15 protein-coding genes and 1 pseudogene are annotated in these 20,905 nt (G+C 67.9%); 11 read left to right on the top strand and 5 right to left on the bottom strand.

Annotated elements, in window-relative coordinates; translation table 11 throughout:
- Positions 1-42 precede the first annotated feature (42 nt).
- The 4 genes from ACZ7MY_RS22140 to tgmC all read left to right on the top strand — a co-directional run bounded on the left by ACZ7MY_RS22140 (position 43) and on the right by tgmC (position 2,989).
- Positions 43-177 carry a hypothetical protein gene (locus tag ACZ7MY_RS22140; RefSeq protein ID WP_499603940.1) on the top strand — a complete coding sequence of 45 codons (135 nt, stop codon included), beginning with the start codon at positions 43-45 and terminating at the stop codon, positions 175-177.
- 401 nt (positions 178-578) lie between these two features.
- Positions 579-713 carry a hypothetical protein gene (locus tag ACZ7MY_RS22135; RefSeq protein WP_499603938.1) on the top strand — a complete coding sequence of 45 codons (135 nt, stop codon included), beginning with the start codon at positions 579-581 and terminating at the stop codon, positions 711-713.
- A 554-nt stretch (positions 714-1,267) separates the two neighbouring features.
- A complete protein-coding gene (locus tag ACZ7MY_RS22130) occupies positions 1,268-1,687 on the top strand; it encodes a hypothetical protein (protein WP_499603936.1) in 420 nt (139 codons plus the stop codon).
- Positions 1,688-1,876: 189 nt separating this feature from the next.
- The gene (gene tgmC / locus ACZ7MY_RS22125; RefSeq protein WP_499603934.1) at positions 1,877-2,989 is read left to right on the top strand and encodes an ATP-grasp peptide maturase system methyltransferase; all 1,113 of its coding nucleotides are present in this window, start codon (positions 1,877-1,879) and stop codon (positions 2,987-2,989) included.
- Positions 2,990-3,172: 183 nt separating this feature from the next.
- On the opposite strand, the gene ACZ7MY_RS22120 is transcribed toward tgmC, so the two are convergent.
- Complete coding sequence (locus ACZ7MY_RS22120; protein ID WP_499603932.1) at positions 3,173-4,300, bottom strand: hypothetical protein; 1,128 nt, start codon at positions 4,298-4,300, stop codon at positions 3,173-3,175.
- A 493-nt stretch (positions 4,301-4,793) separates the two neighbouring features.
- On the opposite strand from ACZ7MY_RS22120, the gene ACZ7MY_RS22115 reads away from it, so the two are divergent.
- The gene (locus tag ACZ7MY_RS22115) at positions 4,794-5,291 is read left to right on the top strand and encodes a hypothetical protein (RefSeq protein WP_499603930.1); all 498 of its coding nucleotides are present in this window, start codon (positions 4,794-4,796) and stop codon (positions 5,289-5,291) included.
- A 91-nt stretch (positions 5,292-5,382) separates the two neighbouring features.
- Here ACZ7MY_RS22115 and ACZ7MY_RS22110 read toward each other — a convergent pair whose 3' ends face one another.
- Positions 5,383-6,795 carry a hypothetical protein gene (locus tag ACZ7MY_RS22110; RefSeq protein WP_499603929.1) on the bottom strand — a complete coding sequence of 471 codons (1,413 nt, stop codon included), beginning with the start codon at positions 6,793-6,795 and terminating at the stop codon, positions 5,383-5,385.
- An 844-nt stretch (positions 6,796-7,639) separates the two neighbouring features.
- On the bottom strand, positions 7,640-9,211 hold the full coding sequence (gene mobF, locus ACZ7MY_RS22105) for a MobF family relaxase (protein ID WP_499603927.1): 1,572 nt from the start codon (positions 9,209-9,211) through the stop codon (positions 7,640-7,642).
- A gap of 507 nt (positions 9,212-9,718) precedes the next feature.
- Between mobF and ACZ7MY_RS22100 the strand changes: the two genes are divergently transcribed.
- From ACZ7MY_RS22100 to ACZ7MY_RS22085, 4 genes are all read left to right on the top strand, one after another.
- On the top strand, positions 9,719-10,990 hold the full coding sequence (locus ACZ7MY_RS22100; RefSeq protein ID WP_499603926.1) for a hypothetical protein: 1,272 nt from the start codon (positions 9,719-9,721) through the stop codon (positions 10,988-10,990).
- A gap of 159 nt (positions 10,991-11,149) precedes the next feature.
- On the top strand, positions 11,150-11,332 hold the full coding sequence (locus ACZ7MY_RS22095) for a hypothetical protein (RefSeq protein WP_499603925.1): 183 nt from the start codon (positions 11,150-11,152) through the stop codon (positions 11,330-11,332).
- Positions 11,333-11,529: 197 nt separating this feature from the next.
- Complete coding sequence (locus tag ACZ7MY_RS22090) at positions 11,530-13,716, top strand: type IV secretory system conjugative DNA transfer family protein (protein WP_499603923.1); 2,187 nt, start codon at positions 11,530-11,532, stop codon at positions 13,714-13,716.
- Positions 13,713-14,666 (top strand): replication-relaxation family protein, encoded by a 954-nt coding sequence (locus ACZ7MY_RS22085; protein WP_499603921.1) that lies wholly within the window; start codon positions 13,713-13,715, stop codon positions 14,664-14,666. The genes ACZ7MY_RS22090 and ACZ7MY_RS22085 overlap by 4 nt, the downstream gene beginning before the upstream one ends.
- 324 nt (positions 14,667-14,990) lie before the next feature.
- Here ACZ7MY_RS22085 and ACZ7MY_RS22080 read toward each other — a convergent pair whose 3' ends face one another.
- Together ACZ7MY_RS22080 and ACZ7MY_RS22075 are read right to left on the bottom strand one after the other, a co-directional pair.
- Complete coding sequence (locus tag ACZ7MY_RS22080) at positions 14,991-15,491, bottom strand: DUF4265 domain-containing protein (RefSeq protein ID WP_499603920.1); 501 nt, start codon at positions 15,489-15,491, stop codon at positions 14,991-14,993.
- 767 nt (positions 15,492-16,258) lie between these two features.
- Positions 16,259-17,250 (bottom strand): annotated as a pseudogene (locus ACZ7MY_RS22075) (transposase).
- 288 nt (positions 17,251-17,538) lie between these two features.
- On the opposite strand from ACZ7MY_RS22075, the gene ACZ7MY_RS22070 reads away from it, so the two are divergent.
- Together ACZ7MY_RS22070 and ACZ7MY_RS22065 are read left to right on the top strand one after the other, a co-directional pair.
- Entirely contained in the window at positions 17,539-17,994 is a 456-nt protein-coding gene (locus ACZ7MY_RS22070; RefSeq protein ID WP_499603918.1) for an SAF domain-containing protein, read from the top strand.
- A gap of 883 nt (positions 17,995-18,877) precedes the next feature.
- A complete protein-coding gene (locus ACZ7MY_RS22065) occupies positions 18,878-20,542 on the top strand; it encodes an FG-GAP repeat domain-containing protein (protein WP_499604469.1) in 1,665 nt (554 codons plus the stop codon).
- Positions 20,543-20,905 lie beyond the last annotated feature (363 nt).

Here is a 20,905-nt window from a genome sequence, read left to right as displayed (position 1 = left end):
GCCGATCGTCGCCTGCCCTGAACATCTCCCGCGGAGGGCAGCGTGACGGCGGCGACCAAACCCATCGCGCTGATCTACGACCGGCTCACGCGTCCGGGGCCGAGTCTGCTCATCGAGCGGCTGAGTGACTGCGGGCGGTACGCGGCCGAGGCGGGCTGGGAGTACAAGGGCATCTGAATCGAGCACGGGCCTCATGCGCACAGCGCCAACCATCGGCCGCAGCTCGACGCCCTGGTGCACCTGGTGCGTGTCTTCTCGTCTGCGCGGCCTGTCATCTGTCTGGTCAGCAGCTGGGACCGGCTGGGCGATGAAACATCCCGGGCGCAGCTTCAGCTGCGGGTGCGGGAGGCCGGCGGGTCGTGCGCGACCGTCGGCGGCGCCAGCGACAGGGACGAGGACGTGGCCGGCGACGCGGTGCGGAACCCGGTCGGTGACGCGGGATGCCACCGCTCGTGTGCAACGACGTCGGCAGCGCCCCGCCTCTTGGAGGAGATCTGATGCGCTCCCGTTCGGCCGTGTTATCCCGTTCCCGCTCGAGACATCGCGCGTCCCGTGCTGCCGGGCCGCACCGGTCCGGCGTGCTGGGCCTGGTGTGGCTGCTCGGCAACAGTGCCGCCGTGCCGCTGCTGTGGTTGCAAGTCACCGCCGCCCAGCACGACACCCGGCCTCCGCCCGCGCTGAGTGCGCCGGACGTCGCCACCGATGTGGTCTGACGCCGGCCCCATGGTTCCTCCCTGTTCTTCGGGGAGGACGCCCCCGCTCCCCGACGGGGGCGCGCACGGCCCGTACCAGGCGGGCCGTGATGCCGCCGCGCGCGCTGGCGAGCCTGCCCGGATCATCACCCAGCGCGCGTGGCGGGCCTACTGATTCCGACCACGATCTTGGAAGACAACCGTGTTCGCTTCTTCCCTCCGGCTTGCGTCCGCAGTATCGCTGCCGCCGGTTCGGCCTGACTGCCCCGCCGCCGCAGCGTGCGCTGCCGAGGGTTCTGGGCCCGGTGACCGGCCCGGCGGCATCCGCGTGCCGCTGCGATGGTCCAGCCCGGTTCCGGACCAGCAGCGACGACGCACACCCACGGGGGTGAGTGCGGTGTCCGGGAGGAGCGCGTCCGCGTGTGGCGCCGTCCACGACGCCCGAAAACCTGCCGGAGGCCAGCGGCCCTGCACCGAGGAGGGGTCGGGAGCTGATGCGGCGTGACACGAGCCCGGATCCGATGCGACGGACGTGGACGGTGGAGGTCCGGCCGATGGGTGCTGGGGCGGCCATCATGTGTGAGGAATGCGGCTGGCTCGGTGACCTGCCGGGGGCGGCACTGGTACGTGGCGCGGTCGTGGCGCACCTGGTGCTCCATGTCCGTGCGGCGCCGCTCGCGCCGCACCTGCAGACGTGCCAGTGCGGCCAGAACGGCTGCCGCTGGCATCCGCGGCACCGTGGCTGTGACGGCCTGGTCCGGCTGGTGCTGGTGCGCTGCGCGCGCGGTCGCCGGTGGCGTCTGGCCGACACCTGCCACGCCTGCGCCACGGCCACACCGCAGGCAGCCATCGTGCCCGAACCACAGGTCATGCCCGCGAGCCACGGCCCAGCCCAGGGCCCGGAACCGGCGAGCTACGTGTCGCCGTTCGTCGTGGACTGCAGCGGCAGCCCCGCAGAAGTGTGGGGGTGGGATGACGGAGCGACGGACCCGTAGGGCCGGCGTCGAGGCGGCCTGCTGTGGGCAGCGGCAGGCGGCCCGAGGCTCCAGGGCTGGAGGTGCCGCCGCCGTCGGGTGCGGTTGTGGCTGTGCCGGGAGATGTCAGGCGGGTTCGGCCGCACGGCACCTGGCGCCTGCAGCGACGTTGGTGGTGGCCATGGACGTTCTACTGGAAGGGAAGACTTCGTGAACGAGCAGGACCTGCGCAGGCACTTGCTGGACCACCTCACGGGCGGCAGTGTGCGCTCGCCGCAATGGCGGCAGGCCGTCGCGGTCACCGGACGGCACGAGTTCCTGCGCGGGGGCTTCTTCCGCCAGGTGGCCGGTTCGGCCCCCACCGCCTGGGAGCCGGTGATGCCCGGCGACGAAGGCTGGCTGTCCGGCTGCTACTCCGACGTCTCGCTGGTCACCCAGATCGCCGGCACCATCGTGCCTGGCGACATCCACGGCCGGATCCTGCGCCAGCCCACCAGTTCCAGCACCCTGCCCAGCCTGGTCGTGCGCATGCTGGAAGACCTCGAGGTCGAAGACGGCATGCGGGTGCTGGAAATCGGCACCGGCACCGGCTACTCCACCGCGCTGCTGTGCCACCGCCTCGGCGACCAGCACGTAACCTCCATCGAAATCGACCCGCAGGTGGCGGTCAGAGCTGCGAATGCGCTCGCCACCCTCGGCCACGCCCCCGACCTGATCACCGGCGACGGCCTGGCCGGACACAAGGACAGCGCCCCCTACGACCGGATCATCGCCACCTGCGGCGTGCTGGCCATCCCAGGACAGTGGATCGCCCAGACTCGCCCCGGCGGCACTATCCTTGCCACCCTGTCCGGCTGGATGCACTCCAGCGAACTGGCGCGCCTGACCGTCCAAGACGACGGCACCGCAACCGGACGGCTCCTGGGCGGGCAGGTCTCCTCCATACTCGCCCGCACTCACCAGCCCCCACCCCTGGGGATGCTCCCCGATCTCGACGCCGGCACCGAACGCGACACCACCATCGACATCGGCATCCTGGACGACTGGGCGGCCCGGTTCGTCGCCCAGACCGCCGCACCCGCAGTCCAGCGCCTCCACCTCGGCGACCGGGGCCAGCTACTCCTCGACACGGGAAGCTGGGCACTGTTCCAACCCGGCCCGCACGGCTATCGGTTCCGCCAAGGCGGCCCCGACCGCATCTGGGAACCCATCGAAGACCACCTCCTACGGTGGCGCCACGACGGATCCCCCGCCCTGGAACAGTTCCGGGTGACCGTGTCCGCGGACGGACGCCATTCCTACACCTGGCCCCACGCCCGGTGACACGGGCGCGAGGGCTGACCCGCGCGCCAGGAAAGAGCACCAGGAGAGCCGGACCGCGGCCGCACGACGTTCATGCCGCGCCGAGCCGCGTCCGCGCCCAGAGCAAGACCCAGCGCTCCGACCCGGGTCAGCCAAGCGGTGAAGAGGAGCCTTGGCCATTGTGGGATGTGGCGCGTGACGGCGTCAGGCGCGTAGGCAGCGATCTCGAAGTTCGGAGATGACGGCCTTCTCGGACGCGTTGACGGCACCGTCCACAGTGGCCACCCGGTCGGCCGCATCGAGGATGTCGCTCAGATCCCCCGACTCGGCGTCTATGCGCCGCCACACCTCGGCGGGGTCCACGTCAACAAGGTGAGCGAGCTGTTCGTCGACCACCTGATGGTGATCCCGCACCACCCTGACCAGGTGCCGGATCAACAGCGCCTCATCGTCGGCGATTTTGTCGTCCGCCATGATGACAAGCCACGCGACCCACAGCATCAACTGCGGGTGCTGGCTCCGCTTGCTCAGACCCTCGGCGAGTTCGATCACCCGCGCCTCGTTCCGGAAGACGGCTTGCGCGTGCCGCCCCGCGAGCAGCGTCGTATAGCGGTTCAGCACCACCGCAAGGGGAACGCCGACCAGGGGAATACCGATCTTGATGACGTTGCGTCGTAGGAGGAACTTCCCGACGACCGGGAGCCCCTTCGCGGCGGCCAGTACCCCCTTGGAGTAGAAGCGCTTGATCAGTGGCCGCACGAGGGCCGGAACCACCTTGATCGCACCTTCCCGGACCGCTTCCCCACTCTTGATCGTGAAGGCCACTCGCATGAGCTTCCACATGTCTTCGGGGTCGGACAGGTCGAGCGGGACCCGGTAGAGGACTGCGATGTCGTAGGCCAGGCGCAACTGGAGCCTGGTAATGAACGCGACATCGACCATCATCGTCGCGACGGCGGCCGGGACGGTCGCCGGCGAGGCACCACCAAGGCTTCCGAGGGTGGCCACGACGGCCGCCGTATAGGCCCCGGCAGACAGCCCGCCTTCAAGCGCGGCATACCGAGCCGCCATCTTCATCCGCTGATCGACGATGGCATCCGCGGGTACGCCCTCATACCGCTCCTGGAAGTACTGCCAGTCGACCTTGTCGGTGTAGGAGCTCAGGGCCTGAGCGCTGAGCTTGGTGAACCAGCTGCCCGACTTGATGTCGTCCGCGCTCAGTCCCTTGACGAACTCCCGTATCTCTTCCCGCTCGTGCTCGACAGCCTCCCGGTCGGCATCGTCGTCCCCATCGGTGTCGATGTCGACAGCGTCAATGCGGGCTTCAGTCATGACCAGTTCCCCCCAGGGTGGTACAGCGTGGAGCCAGGATGCCAGGCACGGGACAACACTGACGTCTCAACCGGTGACTCAATAACCGACACATCTGCTGAACGGATGTGCCGTTGAGTTGAGCCGCACCCTAGCGCGTCACTATGCCGCTGATGCCGACACGTCGATCTCCGTCGTGATCGCCTTCACTGCGGTCAGCTGCGCCAGACACATGCAACCCCCCAAGTCGGTTCCGCACCGTGAACAGCACCGTGCCGGACGCCTTGACTACCTCGTTCGCCGTATGCTTGTCGGCAATGCGACCGGCCGCACCCGTGCACGTCCGGCCGAAGCCCAACCGGACACCTCAAGCAGCCCTACCCGTTCTGAGCGATGATGGGCACCATGGTCGGCCGGTCACACCGGCGGTCACCCCGTGACACGCCTCCACCCTCGACCGCTCTGGAAGGCAACCAGCTGAGCCTTCACCTGCCCGTTCTGGTTGGATGCCGCCATGAGCGCAGGCACTCACCCGGAATCCGGTCTGACGAAAAGCATCTGGAGCGACGCCGACTTCGACGCGATGGGATGGCATGACTGCACCATCCACGGACTCTGCGTGCAGCCGGGTGCCTCCGACGACTCGCTGCCGCGCCTGCTCCTGGACATCGACTACATCGTCCGCTGGGTGCATCCGGTCGCCCCGCAGACGCACTTCAGCTTCTGGATCGCGCCGTCTACGCTCGTGTTCGACGATGTCTGGGGCGTCGAGGGCGACCTCGACTTCAAGCAGATGGCCTTGAGCCTCGACATCGACCATATTCGGCGCTCAACCGCGCAGGACAGTTACGGCGACCCGCAATGGCACATCGAAGGGCACTACTTCGACCTCACGTTCCGGGCCACGGGATTCCACCAGTATCTACGGCAGGCACCCCAACACGCGCGGCGGCTTGACCTCTCACACAGCGAGCGCGGAGGGATCTCGTTCGCGGAGACCGCCTTCGCCTGAAACCAGCACGCACGCCCACCCATCAGGCACTCAGATCTCAACCGCGATCTCAGGGAAGGACAAGCAGCCGCAGGAGCCTGCGACTCGGAAGTCACAGCTGTTGCGGGTCCTGCTTGAGGAGACGCTGCAAGCGCTGCGCGCGACGCTGACCGATGTGCAGCCGCGTCTGCAGTTGCCGCAGCGACACGCCCCTGGATGCGTTACGGCCGTCGTCAGCGCGGACGGCTGCGTCAAGGCGGCGCGCTTCCTCGAGGAGTTCGTCCATGTCCAGGCCGGACCTGCCCCCCATCACACCCGCATCCGCATCCGGGGCGGGTGGCTTGGCGTGCACCTGTGCATCCGGCTGCGCATCCGACCCGTCGTCGTCTGCATCCGGGGACGTATCTGTCCTGTCGGCTGCATCCGGCTGCGCATCCGCTGGAGCCCGCTGGGCCGGGATGCAGGCGTGTACGGCCTCGGTCCAGGGCGAGGCTGCGGCGGCTGAATACGGGCCGGGCATGGACTCCGCGCCAAGGACCAGCTCATGCGCCTGGCCGCTTTCGCTGCCCGGGCTGTCGGCCGATGCCCCACCGGCGGCTGAGAAGGTGAACGCGTGTGCGAACTCGCCCGGCCTGTCCACCGTCGTGGCAGGCCCTTCCGTCTCTTGTGGCTTCCACCCAGGAAAGGCCCGGCGCCGCTCCTCTTTCCAGATCGAGGGCACCTCCATGGTGGCAAGGTCGCCCGCGTGACGTCGGGCAGCAAGCAGATGCAGCAACTTCTCGCACTGCTCGGGATCCTCCCCGACCCCGGCGCGGGCGACGGCGGCGCCAAGCCGCCGGTTCCTGACGTCCTGCAACCAACCCAGCCAGCGTGGAAGTTTCGGCAACGCCGCAAGATGCACCGCCTTGCGGGTGGCCCGGTCACGGGTGATCTGCTCGGCGTCGCGGCCGCTGTCGGTCAGGCCGAGACGCGACAGCAGGCGCTCGCGCAGTTCGCGGACGATGACCGCCGGGATGCTGCCGGATTCGGCCCCGGGTTTGGCGTGCCACAGGTCCAGGCCGAGCGCGAGGTGGCACAGCAAGGCGGCCAGCACCGGCCCGACAAAGGCGCGGACGGTGCCTCCCCAGATGTCCGGGCTCTCGGTGTAGGCGGGGATGACCTGGACCGTAGTGATCAGCCACACCAGCATCCCCGGCGCACCCGGCTTGCTCTTGAAGCGCATGTTGCTGCGCGCCATCAGTGCGCAGCCGAACAGTGCAAGCTCGCCGGCAAAGAACAGAAAGCCACGCTCACGCAGGGAGTGCATCCCCAAGTGCTCCTCGGCGAAGCGCCACGAAGTGTCACCGCTGTAAGCAGTACACGCGGCAGCTGCAAGCGCAGCCACCACCACAGCAGCCGGATGCCGCTTGTCGTCGCCGGTCCCCTGCTCCTCGCCGGTGCCCGGCTGCGCAGCCGCAGCGCGCAACCGGCGGCGCCAGAAGACGGCGGCCAGAATTACGACGGCAAGCTGCACCAGGACGATCATGACGCCGGCTGCATGCAAAGGGTGCTGGCGCACCCAGTCGGGCAAGTCGGGCCCACTGTTCACCGCAGACTCCTCGGCCATGTGTCAGGACGAGTGGCCGAACACACGGCACGGCCGCTACCGGCAAGATCAGCGCCTCGGGTGCGGATCACGGCCTGACGGCAGTAGCCGTCACCAGCCGATACAGAAGTTCTCAAGGTCGTTGTCACTCCGGCAGTCCACCAGCCACACCAGAGGCGATACGCCCACGCGGCAGCCGCATCCCAAGCCCCGCGACGCAAATTTGGAGAACATCCCGCTCGACGGAATCCGACACCCCCGCCTCACGTTGCCGGTGGAGCTGGCGAGAGCGAACACAGGTCACGGGCTGCTGCCGATGAAGCAGGAGGTTCGCGGCCGGCGAGCCCCGCAGCGAACCGGCAGCCCTCACCATGACACTGCAGGCCCTCACGCCTGCGGCCCGATCCCAAAGCCAACATCAGCCTCGACAATCCCGGCCGCCGTCAGCGTGTTGAGCGCCGCAGCCGGGCAGGCAGCATCACCAGCGGGCCCCGATACACCGCGATCCAGTACCCACCAGGTGACCGTGTCCCGCGCCCCCTGCTGGGGCTGCTGCGTACCCTTCCACAGGGAGATACCTCATGGGACACCGTCACCGGCGAGGGGCTGCGGGCAGGAAGGATGCCTACGCCACCGGCCATCGTGCTCCGGATTCTGTCGAAGTGACCGGCCGGCGGCTTGAGACGGAGCATGTCCTTCAGTGGCGACGACGGGCCACCATTACGCCGCCGATGCCGGTCACCATGCCGCGCCTGGCAGTGCCGAGCGGCACGCCGTCGACGGCTTACAGCTTCCTGTTCCTGCCACTCTCAGGGCCCGCCTGCCGCTCTCTGAGGTCTTGACCCTCTCCTGCAGGTGGCGCGGCGCATCCGGCCCGCGAGCGGCGGACCGATGCGGTTCCACGGCGGCCGTCGGACGTGCGGCGCACCACCTCGGCACGCGCACGATAGTAGATCCCAGCGGCCTCGACCCCACCACGTGCCGTCTCGGTATCCGTCACGGGCGCCCAGCGCGGCATGAGACGGCGGTAATCCACGACCGGAAGAGGCAGGTCCCGCGCTCGGGGCGGGGAGACATCGACGCAGTGGGCTTCCATAGCCGCAGTGACCAGCGCCTCGTCCGCCCCTACCGGCACCGGCCGCCCGCGAAAGACCCGTGTGAGATATCGGCGCGCCTCGGCCAGCAGATGACGGCGACGGAATCCGCCGGGGTAGTACTGCGACACCGTGGCGGTGATCTCCAGCGCGCCCACCGTGACGTTTAGGACCGCATGGGCACGTGCCCGAATGCCGCGGGCCGCGGCCCGTGCCAACCGCAGCAGGTTGTCCACGACCGCGCGGCCGACGCGAGCGATGGCGGAGGCACGCCACTTGGCCAGCCACTGCGACAACGGGCGGGCCCTGTCCTTTGCGGGCCGTGTCTCGTCGGCTGCCATGGCCATCAAGCGGCGGCGTACCCTCACCGAGACCGGGCCACCGGTGCGCTGCACCCACAGCTCCTCCAGGGTCCCCAGGCGCTCCATGATGGCCTGATTGCGGGATGCGGCCCAGTTGATCAGCTCCTCCGGTATCCCGGCGATCTCCATCACCGGCCGCTGTCCGGCCGTGGGAAACCGAGGCTCGGTGGCCAGGCCGAGACGCATACAGACTTCCTCCAGGATCCGCTGGTTGTAGCGCTCGGAGCAGGCGACGACGTGCTCGAGCAGCGTGCGGGTGTGCAACGTGCCCCACCCGCCGTCAGTCCGCTTGACCTTCACGGAGATCAGCACGTGATCGTGAAGCAGCGGCCCGTCCTTCCGGGAGGTGTAATGGCGAAAGCGTGCCGCCATCACGCCCGGCCATGCCAGCTGACGAACGCTGTCCTTCCCCACCCGCACGATCAGCAGCTTCTCCTCGACCTCCTGCGTCACCACCTCGCGGAGTACCTGCAAGTGGAGCGTCTCGATGACGCGCCTGGATTGCGGATCCGCCAGCGCCCACAGGATCTGGATGCTTCCGGGAGGGCGGAAGACCAAGTCGATCGCAGTGAACTTCTGCACCCGATAACCCAGCCGCACCGCCCGCTCCGCCTTGGCCGGTGAGTCGCCTTCCGCAAGCCGGTCTGCGATCACCTTCTCGGCGTGAGGGTGACGGCCTTCGCCGAACAGATTCATCATCTCTGATTCGGTGACCGCCTCATCGGCGACCAGTCCGACCCACGGCAGCGCCCGGCCCAACCACTGTCCCTGCGGCACACCCGCCAGATCCTGCGCCGTCTCCAGGGCCACTCCGGGCGGGCGATGCATGTCTCCGACGACGACGTCCTTCAGGTAATACCTGCACGCCGAACCCTTGCTGACCTGTCTGCACGAAATCATGCACCCAGCCCAGCAGGGGTGCGAGCCGCCGGCCCGTGCTCACAGGACCAACTCCCATCGCGCGGGAAAAGCTGACGTCCGTTTCCGGCGCTGTCCCGCACTGCGGGCTGCAGGTCGCTTCCACACGGCGCATCGTCACGGCGGCGTCGTGCGAACACCGGCAGAGCTCCGGTCCCCGGCATGAAGCGCCATACCCCACCCCGGCCAGGCACCAGCGCAGCCAAGGACGAGCCAAAGGCGACGCAAGGGCGCCCGTCCATTCCCGCCGGACGGAACAGCCAGGCAATCAACTGTTTCCCCCCTTGGCACGGCCGACCCCGCTCAGCCCCGTGATCCCCGACGCGGTGCCAGCGTCCTGATCAGGCTCCCGTACCTCGGCAGCCCAGCCCTGTCACCTGCTGCCAGCAGCAAGCGCAAGGGCTTCCCTTCCATGAACCAACGACGCCGACGGCCGCCAGTCGCACCACCGGCGACGTTGCCTCACGCGCCACGGAGGGCGCGCCACTGTTGAAGATCCAGCACACCCCCGTCCACTACCAGGACGCACCGGCAGACGACACCACCGCTACATCCCCCGCCCCCGCGGCTCAGTTGGGTAGTCGCACCGGTCATCTCTTACTCACGCACGCCCTGCAGGAGATACCCACCACGGCCTCCCGCAGCGTGCGGGCACGGGACTTCCTGTCCGCCGCCCAGTGGGCCATTGACGAAAAACGGCACCCCCAGGCGAACGCAACGACCCTACGGGTCGCGCAATCCCTGGCCGGCGACATGAAACCAAACGGGCACGTCCTCTACGGCCGCGACCACCGCGCGCCCCTACTCGGCATCGGCGTCCGCCGCCTCGCAGATCACGTCCGATACCTGCGTGAACTCGGACTCCTGGTATGGGTCGAACACGGCAGCCGCACGAACACGCGACGCAAATCCCGGCGTCCCGGATGGTCCGGCACCGCCACCATCTACGCAGCCACCGCTCCCCCAGCCTGGGACCAGGCAATGGGCCACCGCATCGGCGGGCACGGCTACACCGCCCGCCTGATCGGCTACACCCCCCAGGGCCGCGCCCGCGCCATCACCGAGGCCGGCCGCAAACACACCGCAGCACGCACCACCGATTGCACCCCTTCCCGTAAGCAGTACCCCAAGAGACAGAACGCTCAGGTAGACGAGAAGAACAACTACACCGGCAAGCCGGAACGAAGCGCCCCACGCCCCACGTCGTTCACGCCGTCGCAGACCGCCCACAGCATCGCCATCGCCGCCTGGATCCGGCCCCGCGTCTCCTGGACGCAAGGCGAGCACCTGCGGCGCCTCGCCTTCGCCTTGCGCCCGTTGATCACAGCCGGCCTGACCCGGCACGACATCGCGGCAGAACTGCACTCCTGGTGGCTCACCTGGCGCCCGCACGCCCCCGCCGCCTACATCACCCGCCACCTTCGCGATGCCGCCACACCCCCAGCACCTCACCAGCCGGAACAGCCACAGATCACCAGCCCACCAGGGGTTCCTCCTAACGCGGCATTCCGCGACGCCCTGGCCAAAATCAAGAGCACGACATCACCACAGCGCCGGCCAGGCCCCGACGGCAACGCCAGCGAACCCCTGCCCGAAGAACCCACGCACCGCATCCACGCCAGGATCCTCGCCTCGCTCGCCCAAGCCGACGCCGCCCTGAACCGGCGCACGCCACTGCAGTGCCAGACGCTCGCGCAATGGGAGACCCAGCTCGACACGAGCCTCCGCACCAACTGGCGGGAAACTCACCCATGCCCATGAACGGCACCCCCGCCAGACACAACCACACCGGCACGTCGTACACCCAACCGTCGAGCCTGTGTTGTCCTCAACACGACGGACAGTCGTTCACGGGTCGGCCCGACCGGCGCGAATGCGACGGGAGATCGTTTCCCGTTCGGGAGGTGATCGTTCCCGACCATGGCCTCGGCTGGTGAGCACGCGCTTCCTGGCCGGCATCGCCACGAACGAGTCGAACAGTGCCGCAGGGCCGCTATCGGGCCGAACGGTGACATCACCCCGCGCTTCCTCGGGCCGCGCCTGGACGGCTCCGGGGTGGGCAGCAACACCACGGCGATCCCGGACACCGACGACGGCCACTGAGACGGCGAACGGCAGTTGGACCGGGCCGTCGGGCCGCTCCAGTTCCTGCCGACCACGTTCGCCGCGATCGGACGGAACGGCAACGGAGACGGCCGCGTCGACCCGCACATCTGCTGCAGCAGACCCCCTACGCGCGGGTCTGCAGTGAGCCCGCGCGGCCAATTGCCTACAAGGAGCGCGAGCACACGGTCCGTGCCGTGTTCTCCCTGCACGGTACGGCCGCGTCCCGGCTGCGGGAGGTTCCGCTCGAGGTGGACCCGCTGCAGCCGCTGATCGCCGCCGTCGCCGACCTGTGCGCAGACCTCGGCGACCTCGGCGACCTCGCCGAGGTCTGCCTGGACATCTCCCCCGCTTCCAATTGGCACCTCAAGAGCCGTCGGCAGCAGGTCGTCCACGCTTCACGGCAGCGAGCCCTGCAGGAAGCGCGCCGCGAGGCGCAGTGGATGGCGCAGGACGCCGCGTCGTTGGAGGACTCGTGGGGCTGGCAGCTCACGCAGTTGCTGACGCCGCCGGATCAGCGCACCAGCCGGCGTCGGCTGATGATGTCGCCGCGGCCGCCGCGGATCGACCGGGAGAAGGCTCTGGGCAAGCTGATGGAGGACACCGGCCTGGTCCGGGTGCAGCTGCTGGTGCGGTGCGCCTCGGACCAGATCGGGCGGGCGGAGCGGCGGCTGCGGCACATCGAAGCCGCGCTGGACGTGTACGCGGCGCGCACCCGCTTGTCGTCGGTGGGCTGGTCCTGGGGCCCGCTGCGGTTAGGGCCGGACCGGTGGCCGTGGCGACCGCGGTTCGACGAGCGGTGGGCCAGCGGCCGCATCCACCCGCGCCGGGACTCCTGGGCGCGGATCGAGGAGGTCGCCGGGCTACTCAAGCCCCCGACGATGCACGCCCGGCTGCCGCTGTTGGCGGGCGACATCCCCAGCTTCGAGCCGACGAAGAACCTGCTGCCACAGGGCTGGTACCGCAGTGCGGATGGCACCGAGCGGCTGTTGGCCACGCGGGAGTCGGACACCCTGTTCGAGGTGCAGGTCGGCAAGGCCGGCTGGGGCAAACCCACCCGCGCCCTGGTCCAGGCTGTCGCTGTCGCCCACAACCGGGGCGGGCTGGCGTTCATCGACCCTCACCGCGACTCATGGGCGACCGTCGTCCCCTACCTCGCGCACGACACGATCATGAGCCGGGCGTGGCTGTTCGACCTGACCGTCCGCAAGCCCACCAACCGACTCGCCTGCTGGAACCCGCTGAGTATGACCTCGGGTGCGGCGCCGCACGAGGTGACGGCATCGGTCGTCGATGCGTTCGCGACCTCGCTCGGGTGGGGGGACGCCAACGCGCCGCGCGCCATCACGATCCTCACCAAGGCCGTGGAGGCGCTGGTCGCCGTCAACGAGCAGGCGGTGGCGGCCGGGAAGGCGGACTGCCAGGCCACCGTCTTCCAGATCCGGGCCCTGATCACAGACAAGACGTTCCGGGCCTTTGCGGTCAACCGGCTCAACAAGGAGGCACAGCGGTGGTGGGCCACCTCGTTCCCGGCGATCCCCGCCGATGCCCTGCCCACCGTCCTCAACCCGATCGACCGGCTCGCCGCGTCCCCGGTCATCAAGGCCTTCCTCGGTTCCCCGGTCGGCAGCTACGACATGCGGCACGCCATGGACCACTCCAAGGTCGTGTGGATCTGCCCGGCCGGCACCGGCCCCACCGACCGCCTGCTCACCTCAATGATCGTCCGCGACATGCTCCGCGCCGGGCTGTCCCGCCGTGACGTCCCGGAGAGGGACCGCAAGGCGTTCCGCCTGTATCTGGACGAGCTGATCTCCCTGGACGGGGCCGCCGCAAGTTCGCTGGCTGAGATCACCGAGCAGCTCCGCAAGTTCGGGGTGCGGATGCACGGCATGACGCAGCTACTGCACCGCATCAGCCCGGACGTGCGGACCGCGCTGCTGCAGAACGCGTCGTCGCTGTCGACCACCGCCGGATCGGTCGAGGCCGTCCGGTACATCACCGACGAGTGGGGTGAGCAGGTCAGCCCAGCTGACGCAGCCGAGCTCGGCCGCTACCAGCACTTCGCTTCCTTCACCGTCGGCGGCAAGCGCGTCGGACCGCTGCGGATCCGAGGTCCCGAGCTCAACGACGTGTTCCGGGACCTGTACCGGCCCACCAAGCGCGGCTCACTACTCAATGCCGCCCACGACAACACCGACGCCAAACCGTTGGCGGAACTCACCGCCGTGGCCTCCACCCACGAAATCTCCGTCCTGGACTTCCTCACCGGCCAGCCGACCGGCAAGAGCGCCGGCCAGCCGTCGGCCACTGTCACAGCCGAGCCGCAGCAGTCGTCACAGCCCGCCACTGATGTCACCGAAGAGGAGAAGCAGTACCGATGAACCTCACCGACGACACCACCCAGGACGCACTCACCGACCCGGACCGCGAGGCGAGCACCCAGCCCGCCACCGACGACTCTGCAGCACACCGAGCCCTGGCCCTTCTCGCTCAGCACCGCCTGGCCACCACCCCCCACCTGCAGCAACTGGTCGCCCCCGACGCCACCCGGCAGTTCACCAGCCGCGCCCTCAACATGCTCCGCGAGGCCGAACTGGTCAACTACGCGATGGTGGGCAGCCGCATGCGGGTCTGGTTCCTGACTACTCAAGGCGCCCGGGCCGTCGCCGGGTGGCCAGAGCTGCGCGGACAGCACGCATTCGCGTGTGGCAGCTCCGTGGAAGCCTCGCTGCGGGCTGCCCACACCCTCACAGTGCTGCGCACGCACTTGGCGTTCCTCACCGATGCCCGGAGCCGCGGGGATGAGTACGGGCCGCTGGACTGGGTGCCGGAGGTCGCTCACCGGCTGCCGGACACCGGCGGTGAGGACCGCCTGATCGCTGACGCGGTCCTGCACTACACGGCAACGAGACCGCAGCGCCTGCAGTACCGGGCATTCGTCGAGGTCGACCGCGCCACGATGAGCAGCGAGCGCCTCGCGAGGAAGCTGATCTCGTACGCGCGGTTCCACGAGTACGTGCCACAGCCGCCCGGGCGGCGGGGCACCGTCGCCGACCAGGACGCGATGCTGGCCTGGCAGTGGTTCTACCCGCGCTTCCCCCGGGTGCTGTTAGTCCTAACCGGCGCCGGGCCGGATGCGCTGCAGCGGCGCATCGGCGACCTGCGGGCCATGGTCGCGGGGCACCCGGCGACCGCCCAGCTCGCCGGGCATGTCCAGTTGGGGGCGGCGTGCTGGAGGACCTCGAACAGTACGGGGCGTCCGGCCCGGTCTGGACGCCGCTCGCGAGCGACCGCACGCGGCGTTCCTGGATGGAGTTGTAGGCGCCGATGAAGAAGCTGCGGAGCCGGCCGCCGCGGTTCGTGGCGCTGGACAACAGGGCCGTCGACGATGTGCGGCTCAGCGTCTTGGACGTCGGGCTGCTCGCCGCAGCGTTGCGTTGCAGGGACGGCGCGGACCCGTCCCTCGATGGCATAAAAGCACCGACCTGGTAGGGAAGCTCTGAAAGCGATGGGAGCCTGTTGGCATGAAGCTGTCGAGAAGCCGAATATTCAGGGCTGAGGTAGCAGACATGGCGCCGGAATTTTCCGTGCACCGATTTACGCTACCGCACACTGGACGAGGCTCGGATACAGACACCAGGCCCAAAACGGTTTCTCAGGAGGGCCTAAATTCCCGAGAAATGCTCCATTCCCAAAAAGCCGTCTCGAGGCGAATCTCCTCACGAATGGAATCCAAAAGCGATTGCGCCACAGACGCATCCGGAACGTCAATCGCTACATGGCGATCTCCATTCCACTCACTCAAAAGACCTGCAGACTCCACCGCTCCACGCAGAGAATCTCGACCATCCAACGATGGTCGAGGCGTATCAAATAGCACGCGAAACGCCAGACGCCCCGCCTTTCTCACCAACTGACTGACATTACCAGCGTCGTCAACAGACACCAAATCCCCCAGTGCGAGACCGTAAACGCAAAAGGGAATACAGCAAATCTCATACCCCTCTCCGCCATCGACCTCGCGCAGCCAGAGTTGCTCAAGCATCCCTTCGAAGCCAAATTGCGCAAGATTCACCATGGCCATTCGATGCTGCCCACCCCTCCAGGCAGGCTCATCGTGACTCACGTAAGCAAATCCGTCGATCGCAACCTGCATGCACGCCTCCAACTATGTCAGAAATTGACACATGGCGGGCCACTTTATGGCCCGCCATGTGGATTACGGAATTATCCTTGGATTTGCAACAGTCGCCTGCATAACTCCACCAAAACCCGAATAGAGGAATTTTAGCACACAGAGACCCCGGCAGGACATGCTCGCCGGGGCCGTTCTCGGTATTCACGTATATTAGAGGGCGGGAATCCGGTGCGAGAACCACAGAGCCACAATTACCAAAGTCGGACGACCTCGCGCCCGCCGGAGTCGAGAATGACGTGGTCGGATTCCCCGGGGTACGGAAGCCAAACCGAGAACCCGTTTGACCAATGATGAATTTCGACCGAGGACGCCAGGCTCGAGTCTAGTCGCACCGTGATGAAATCGTCGTCGGCAATTTCGAACACAACCCCAAGTGGCTCGAACGTGACCCGCGCGGGACCATCTGCCGCAGCGAGTTTAATGTCCATCATCGAATGTGCCGCAGCCATCTCAGCTCCAAGCGTCAAATAATTTCTTGCAGGAGTTTCACTCTATTTATGGCCGAGTCTACAGGCGTCCTGGAATTCACCTGCCCACGCCCGGCCGCGCCGCCCCTCGCTGCATTAACCTCGATGTTTCGTGACGGCCTGTCGGTTCTTCTGGCTGGCCGTTTCGGCGTTCGGGCTGGTTGTGGGCAGGCGATGGGCCCGCCTGTCGCGTCGGGTGGGCGCCGGGTTCCACGGTTCCGGTCGGTGGTGCTGTTCGTAGGGGCGGGACTTTGCTGGTCAGCCGGGGTTCGGCAGGGCTGCGAGACGTTGTAGCGCTTCGGCGATGACGCCGGTCCAGGGCCAGTGCTGGGCGAGGCGGAGGATGCGGCGCCGTCCGGTGGTGACGAGTTGTGCGGCAGTGGAGAACAGGCGGAGCCGGAGCCGTCGGGGTTCCCACCTGCGGGCGTCGCCGGTCAGGGCGAGCATCGGCATCCACGCGAGCAGGTCGAGAGCGATCTGGACGATCTCCAGCCAGATCTGGTTCTGTGCGGCGTCGTGGAGGGGAAGGTTGCGCAGGCCGGTGGCCCGTGCGGCGCGGATGCGGTCCTCGGCCCTCGCGCGCTGGCGGTGTCGCAGTTCGAGTGCGGCGATCGGGACGTTCTTGGTGTTAGTGGCGAACGCCGTCAGGCGCAGGCCGTCGGCGTCGGTGATCCGCAACTGGGCTCCGGGGTGTGGCCGTTCTTTCCGGACGATCAGTCGTAGCCCTGTTGGCCAGGCCTTGAGGCAGCCGCCGTCGAGTTCGGCGATCCAGGCGCCGTCGCGGATGTCGCCGTCCGGTTCGACGGCCGGCGTCCAGGCCGATGCCGGGACCTTCAAGACGGCCTGGTGGACGGCATCGGTGATGGTCATGCCGACCGAGTAGAACAGCCATCGGCCGCGTGCGGACAGCCAGTCGAGGAACTCGTGGGTGCCCCCGCCGGAGTCGGTGCGGATCAGTGTCTGCCGTCCGCGGCCACCGGCCCGAACACCGCGGGCTCGGCCCGCAGCATCCCGACGTCAGCCAGGCAGTCCCCACCCAGCGCGACCGCCAGCGCCACATCCAGCAGAATCTTGCCCGGGTCGTGCACCGCCCGCGGCTTGCGCCACGGCGCCAACGCCGCCGATATCGCCTGATCCAGACCGGTCATGCGGATCGTCTCCACCAGCAGCACACCGCCGGCCTGAGCGACCACCCCACGACCGCCGCCTTCGGTACGGACATGCGGGAAGGACCCGATACGCTTCTTCACCTGGAGAGTGCTTCTTTCATGCGACGACCTGGACCCTAGACAAGTCCCATCGTTGCAGGTCAGGAGCACTCTTCGCGTTTCTGATCACCCACCGGACGCCCCACCACGTGAAAGCGCGAGGCTAGAGCCGTACGGTGCGTCGTATGTCGCACCGCGGTACCCGTCGCATGATGCGCCGCTGTCCCGGGAGCACCGTCCCGGTGAGTGCGCCTCAGCGTTGGGCGTCGCCCGAGGTTACGCAGCCGATGTCAGGGGTCGTGAACCCCACCACCACACGAGCCCATTCCGGTGCGGTCGCCGCGACTCCCCGGCATCGCCGCCAACCGGACCGGTCGCCGCACCGCGGATGGTCCGGCAACGCCAGCGCCGACCCGGCTTGATCGCCCTGTCCGTCGCGCTGATCGCCGCCGGGGCCTGTCCGGAGCCGTCCGGTACTCCAACTTCAGTCACCGCACCCCAGCCGTCGTCGTCGACCGTGACGTACCAGTCGGCACCTGCGTCACCGAAGCCGACCTCGCCACAGCGTCGATCGCCCTGGACCCGGCCGTGCAGTCCGTGAAGGCCTCCCGAGCCGACGGGCTGGTCGGGCAACGCCCAGCGACCGACTTGAAGGCGGGATCGCTGCTCGCACCGTCCCAAGTCACCGACCAGTCGCTGATCGGACCCGGCGAGCCGTGGTCGGCGTCAGCGTGGAGCCGTCCCAGCTTCCCGCGACGCCTCTGGTACCCGGACAGAAGGTGCTGATCGCGTCCACCCCGACCCCAACAGCGCACCAGGCCGATACGCAACCAACGGCGACGGCCCCACGGCGGAGAACGGGGTGGAGCCGCGGAGCTGGTGACGCTGTCGGCGAAGGTCGTCGCGGTCGGCCAGCCCGCGGCCGCCAACGTCGCCGCGTGGGCGCTGGCCAGTACCTGGCGCGGCGACCATCTGCCGTACCGGCTGTACGAGACGGCTGTCGTGACCAGCCCGAACCGCTCCGACGACGGATATGGCGCCCTGGACGCGGACCTGCCAGTGCACGTGCAGGGTCCACCACGGTGGGCGGGTGCTCTCACGGCGGCTCACCGACCCGCCCGGAGGAAGCGGAGGCGCGCGCGGAGGTTCTGGCTGAATGCTGCCGTTCACAAACCGACGCCCATCGGCTCACGGCTGGCCGTCATTGCGACCGACTACACAATGCCCACAGCAGCAGGACTATTCGAAATCGCAGACCCGGTTGAACGCAGCATCGGACTGCCGCGCACACTCCCTCCGAGTCAGCTGACCCAGGCGACTCCGAGACTCGCACCTGTAGCATGATCCGTCGGTAAGGTCAGGGCTCATGTTCGCCAGCGGGTGCTGCGGCGAGCGAGAGGCGCCTGGGGAGGCGCCGACACCGGTTGAATGTCCAGCTGCGGCGTAACGACATCGGCTGAGGCGACCTTCTCGGACGTACGACCTCCGGCACTCTCCGGATGTCTCCCTTCCCGCAGAACAGGGTGACGAGTACCGGCGCGGCCCCGCACGCAGAGCGTGAGAACCGCGACGAACCGAGAACAGGATGAAGTATTCGATGCACCGAAGATTGTGGCGGCGTACAGCCGCCATGAGTGCGGCTACTGGTCTGCTTACGGCCGTGGCACTCATGAATTCCAGCCCGGCCACGGCCGAGGACGGTCTGCACGTTACCGTGCGCGACGAGGTGCTGCCACCCAACTCGGTTTCCTTCACCGAGGTGAACTTCACGGGCGCGACGGCGGTCAGAAGTCAAGTGGTGGTGGCTTTCGCTACCCAACCGCTCGACGGCACGGGTGATGGCGCAGGGTGGCCGGCGTCTTTCAAATTGAGCCCCACCGAGTGTGAGGAGGTGCCGGGCTACAAAGCCGTCTTCACCTGCCTACTGTGGCCCAACCAGCAGCGCGGCCCGGAGTTCGTCGTATCTACGGACGCGCCAGAAATGACCACCTTGTACCGGGGGTACGCATACATACCCCCGGGCGGGGACCTGACCGAGGGCATCGAGGCCGCCCGCAGCGCCGGCGTCAGGCCTGCCACAGCGACCTCTGGAATGTCACGGTCCGTGGTCATGTCGCGGGAGCACGCCCTACTCAACACGGTTGCCTACGACCTCCCGGACGTACCTGCCGGTAAAACGGTCCGGCAGGTGCTACACGTCCACGCGAATGACGCCGGACGGCTGTACCTCAACTTCCTACCTGCAGACGGGCAGGTCTCAAGGCCCCGTGAGGACATCCAGATCGGGAACGTCACCACCGGTCCCGGCGCCTCGTGCACCCTGAACTCGCCCAAGGTCGACGCCGGCGTCCTCAACCTGGACTGCCGATTGGAGCCCGGCGACCACACCATCAGTTACGAACTGACCGCAGCCCCGGGCGTACACGCATGGCGCATGCGTGCCTTGACGAGTTACGACATCTACACCAGGAACGGTTTCGACGACACGTACGTGCGTCAGACCGGTACCTTCTCCACCGTAGGTGCGCCCGTCTTGCCCCGGCATGACCTACTAGCTCGCGACACTTCCGGGCAGCTGTTCTGGTACAACAACACCGGCACAGCCGCCACGCCCTTCTCCTCACGTGCGCCGTTCACCACCGGATGGCAGACGTACAACAAGATCACCCGGCTCTCTCCCGTAGTCGAGAAACTCACCTACTCGACGGGCGTTGTCCCGGTCGGCGCAGAACGCGGCCGCGGTGACATCGTTGCCCGGGACAGCGCCGGATACCTCTGGTACTACGACCGGCAGTTCGCGCACGGCTACGCGACCCGCGTGAAGGTCGGCAGCGGCTGGAACATCTACAACCAGCTCGCCGGCGCGGGCGATGTGAACCGCGACAGCCGGATGGACCTAGTCGCCCGCGACGCCTCCGGCGTGCTGTGGCTCTACAAGGGCACCGGCAGCACCAGCAGCGCCCGGTTCGCCACCCGAGTCAAGATCGGTAGCGGCTGGGGAATCTACAACCAGCTCGCCGCCGGCGCCGACCTCAACAACGACGGCAAACCCGACCTGGTCGCGCGCGACGCCTCCGGCGTGCTGTGGCTCTACAGGGGCACCGGCAGCACCACCGCCCCGTACGCAACCCGGCTCAAAATCGGCACGGGCTGGAAGATCTACAACCAGCTCTCCCTCGCTGGCGATCTGACCAACGACGGCAAGACCGACGCCGTTGCCCGCGACGCATCCGGCGTCCTCTGGCTGTACAAGGGCACCGGCACCGCCACCGCACCCTTCGCCAAACGCACCAAGATCGGCGGCGGCTGGAACACCTACAACACCATCCTCTGACCGAGCACCCCCCAGCCGAAGGACTCACCGACCATGCGATCGGTGAGTCCTTCCGCATTCCGCCTACTTCACGCCTCAGTTGGTGCTCCCCGTGGACGCACCGCAGCGTCCGGTCCGGGTCGAATCCACCGTGAGCATCCACAACACAAATTCGCTACGTCGCTCAACAGTGCGCACACCAGTCCCGGCACCGCGCTCAGCCAGCCATCGAAGTCGACGTACCAGCGGGGCGGGCACCCCAGAACCCCTGACACCCAGAGGCACGGCGGCACCGCGTGGTAATACCCCGACACGGCAGGCGTTGAGGTCCACCCCGATGCGCCGGAGTGGTACTGCTCGTAGGAGTCATGCCCGCCGCTATTA

This window comes from Streptomyces sp. NPDC111520 (assembly GCF_055635295.1).
This window is presented reverse-complemented; position numbering and strand designations above follow the sequence as displayed.

Bases quoted from the DNA above. Each gene is read 5' to 3' on its own strand.
- ACZ7MY_RS22130 (WP_499603936.1), top strand. From the start codon at position 1,268: ATGTGTGAGGAATGCGGCTGGCTCGGTGACCTGCCGGGGGCGGCACTG.
- ACZ7MY_RS22120 (WP_499603932.1), bottom strand. From the start codon at position 4,300: ATGACTGAAGCCCGCATTGACGCTGTCGACATCGACACCGATGGGGAC.
- ACZ7MY_RS22115 (WP_499603930.1), top strand. From the start codon at position 4,794: ATGAGCGCAGGCACTCACCCGGAATCCGGTCTGACGAAAAGCATCTGG.
- ACZ7MY_RS22110 (WP_499603929.1), bottom strand. From the start codon at position 6,795: ATGATCGTCCTGGTGCAGCTTGCCGTCGTAATTCTGGCCGCCGTCTTC.
- mobF (WP_499603927.1), bottom strand. From the start codon at position 9,211: ATGATTTCGTGCAGACAGGTCAGCAAGGGTTCGGCGTGCAGGTATTAC.
- ACZ7MY_RS22095 (WP_499603925.1), top strand. From the start codon at position 11,150: ATGGCCTCGGCTGGTGAGCACGCGCTTCCTGGCCGGCATCGCCACGAA.
- ACZ7MY_RS22085 (WP_499603921.1), top strand. From the start codon at position 13,713: ATGAACCTCACCGACGACACCACCCAGGACGCACTCACCGACCCGGAC.
- ACZ7MY_RS22080 (WP_499603920.1), bottom strand. From the start codon at position 15,491: ATGCAGGTTGCGATCGACGGATTTGCTTACGTGAGTCACGATGAGCCT.
- ACZ7MY_RS22065 (WP_499604469.1), top strand. From the start codon at position 18,878: ATGAATTCCAGCCCGGCCACGGCCGAGGACGGTCTGCACGTTACCGTG.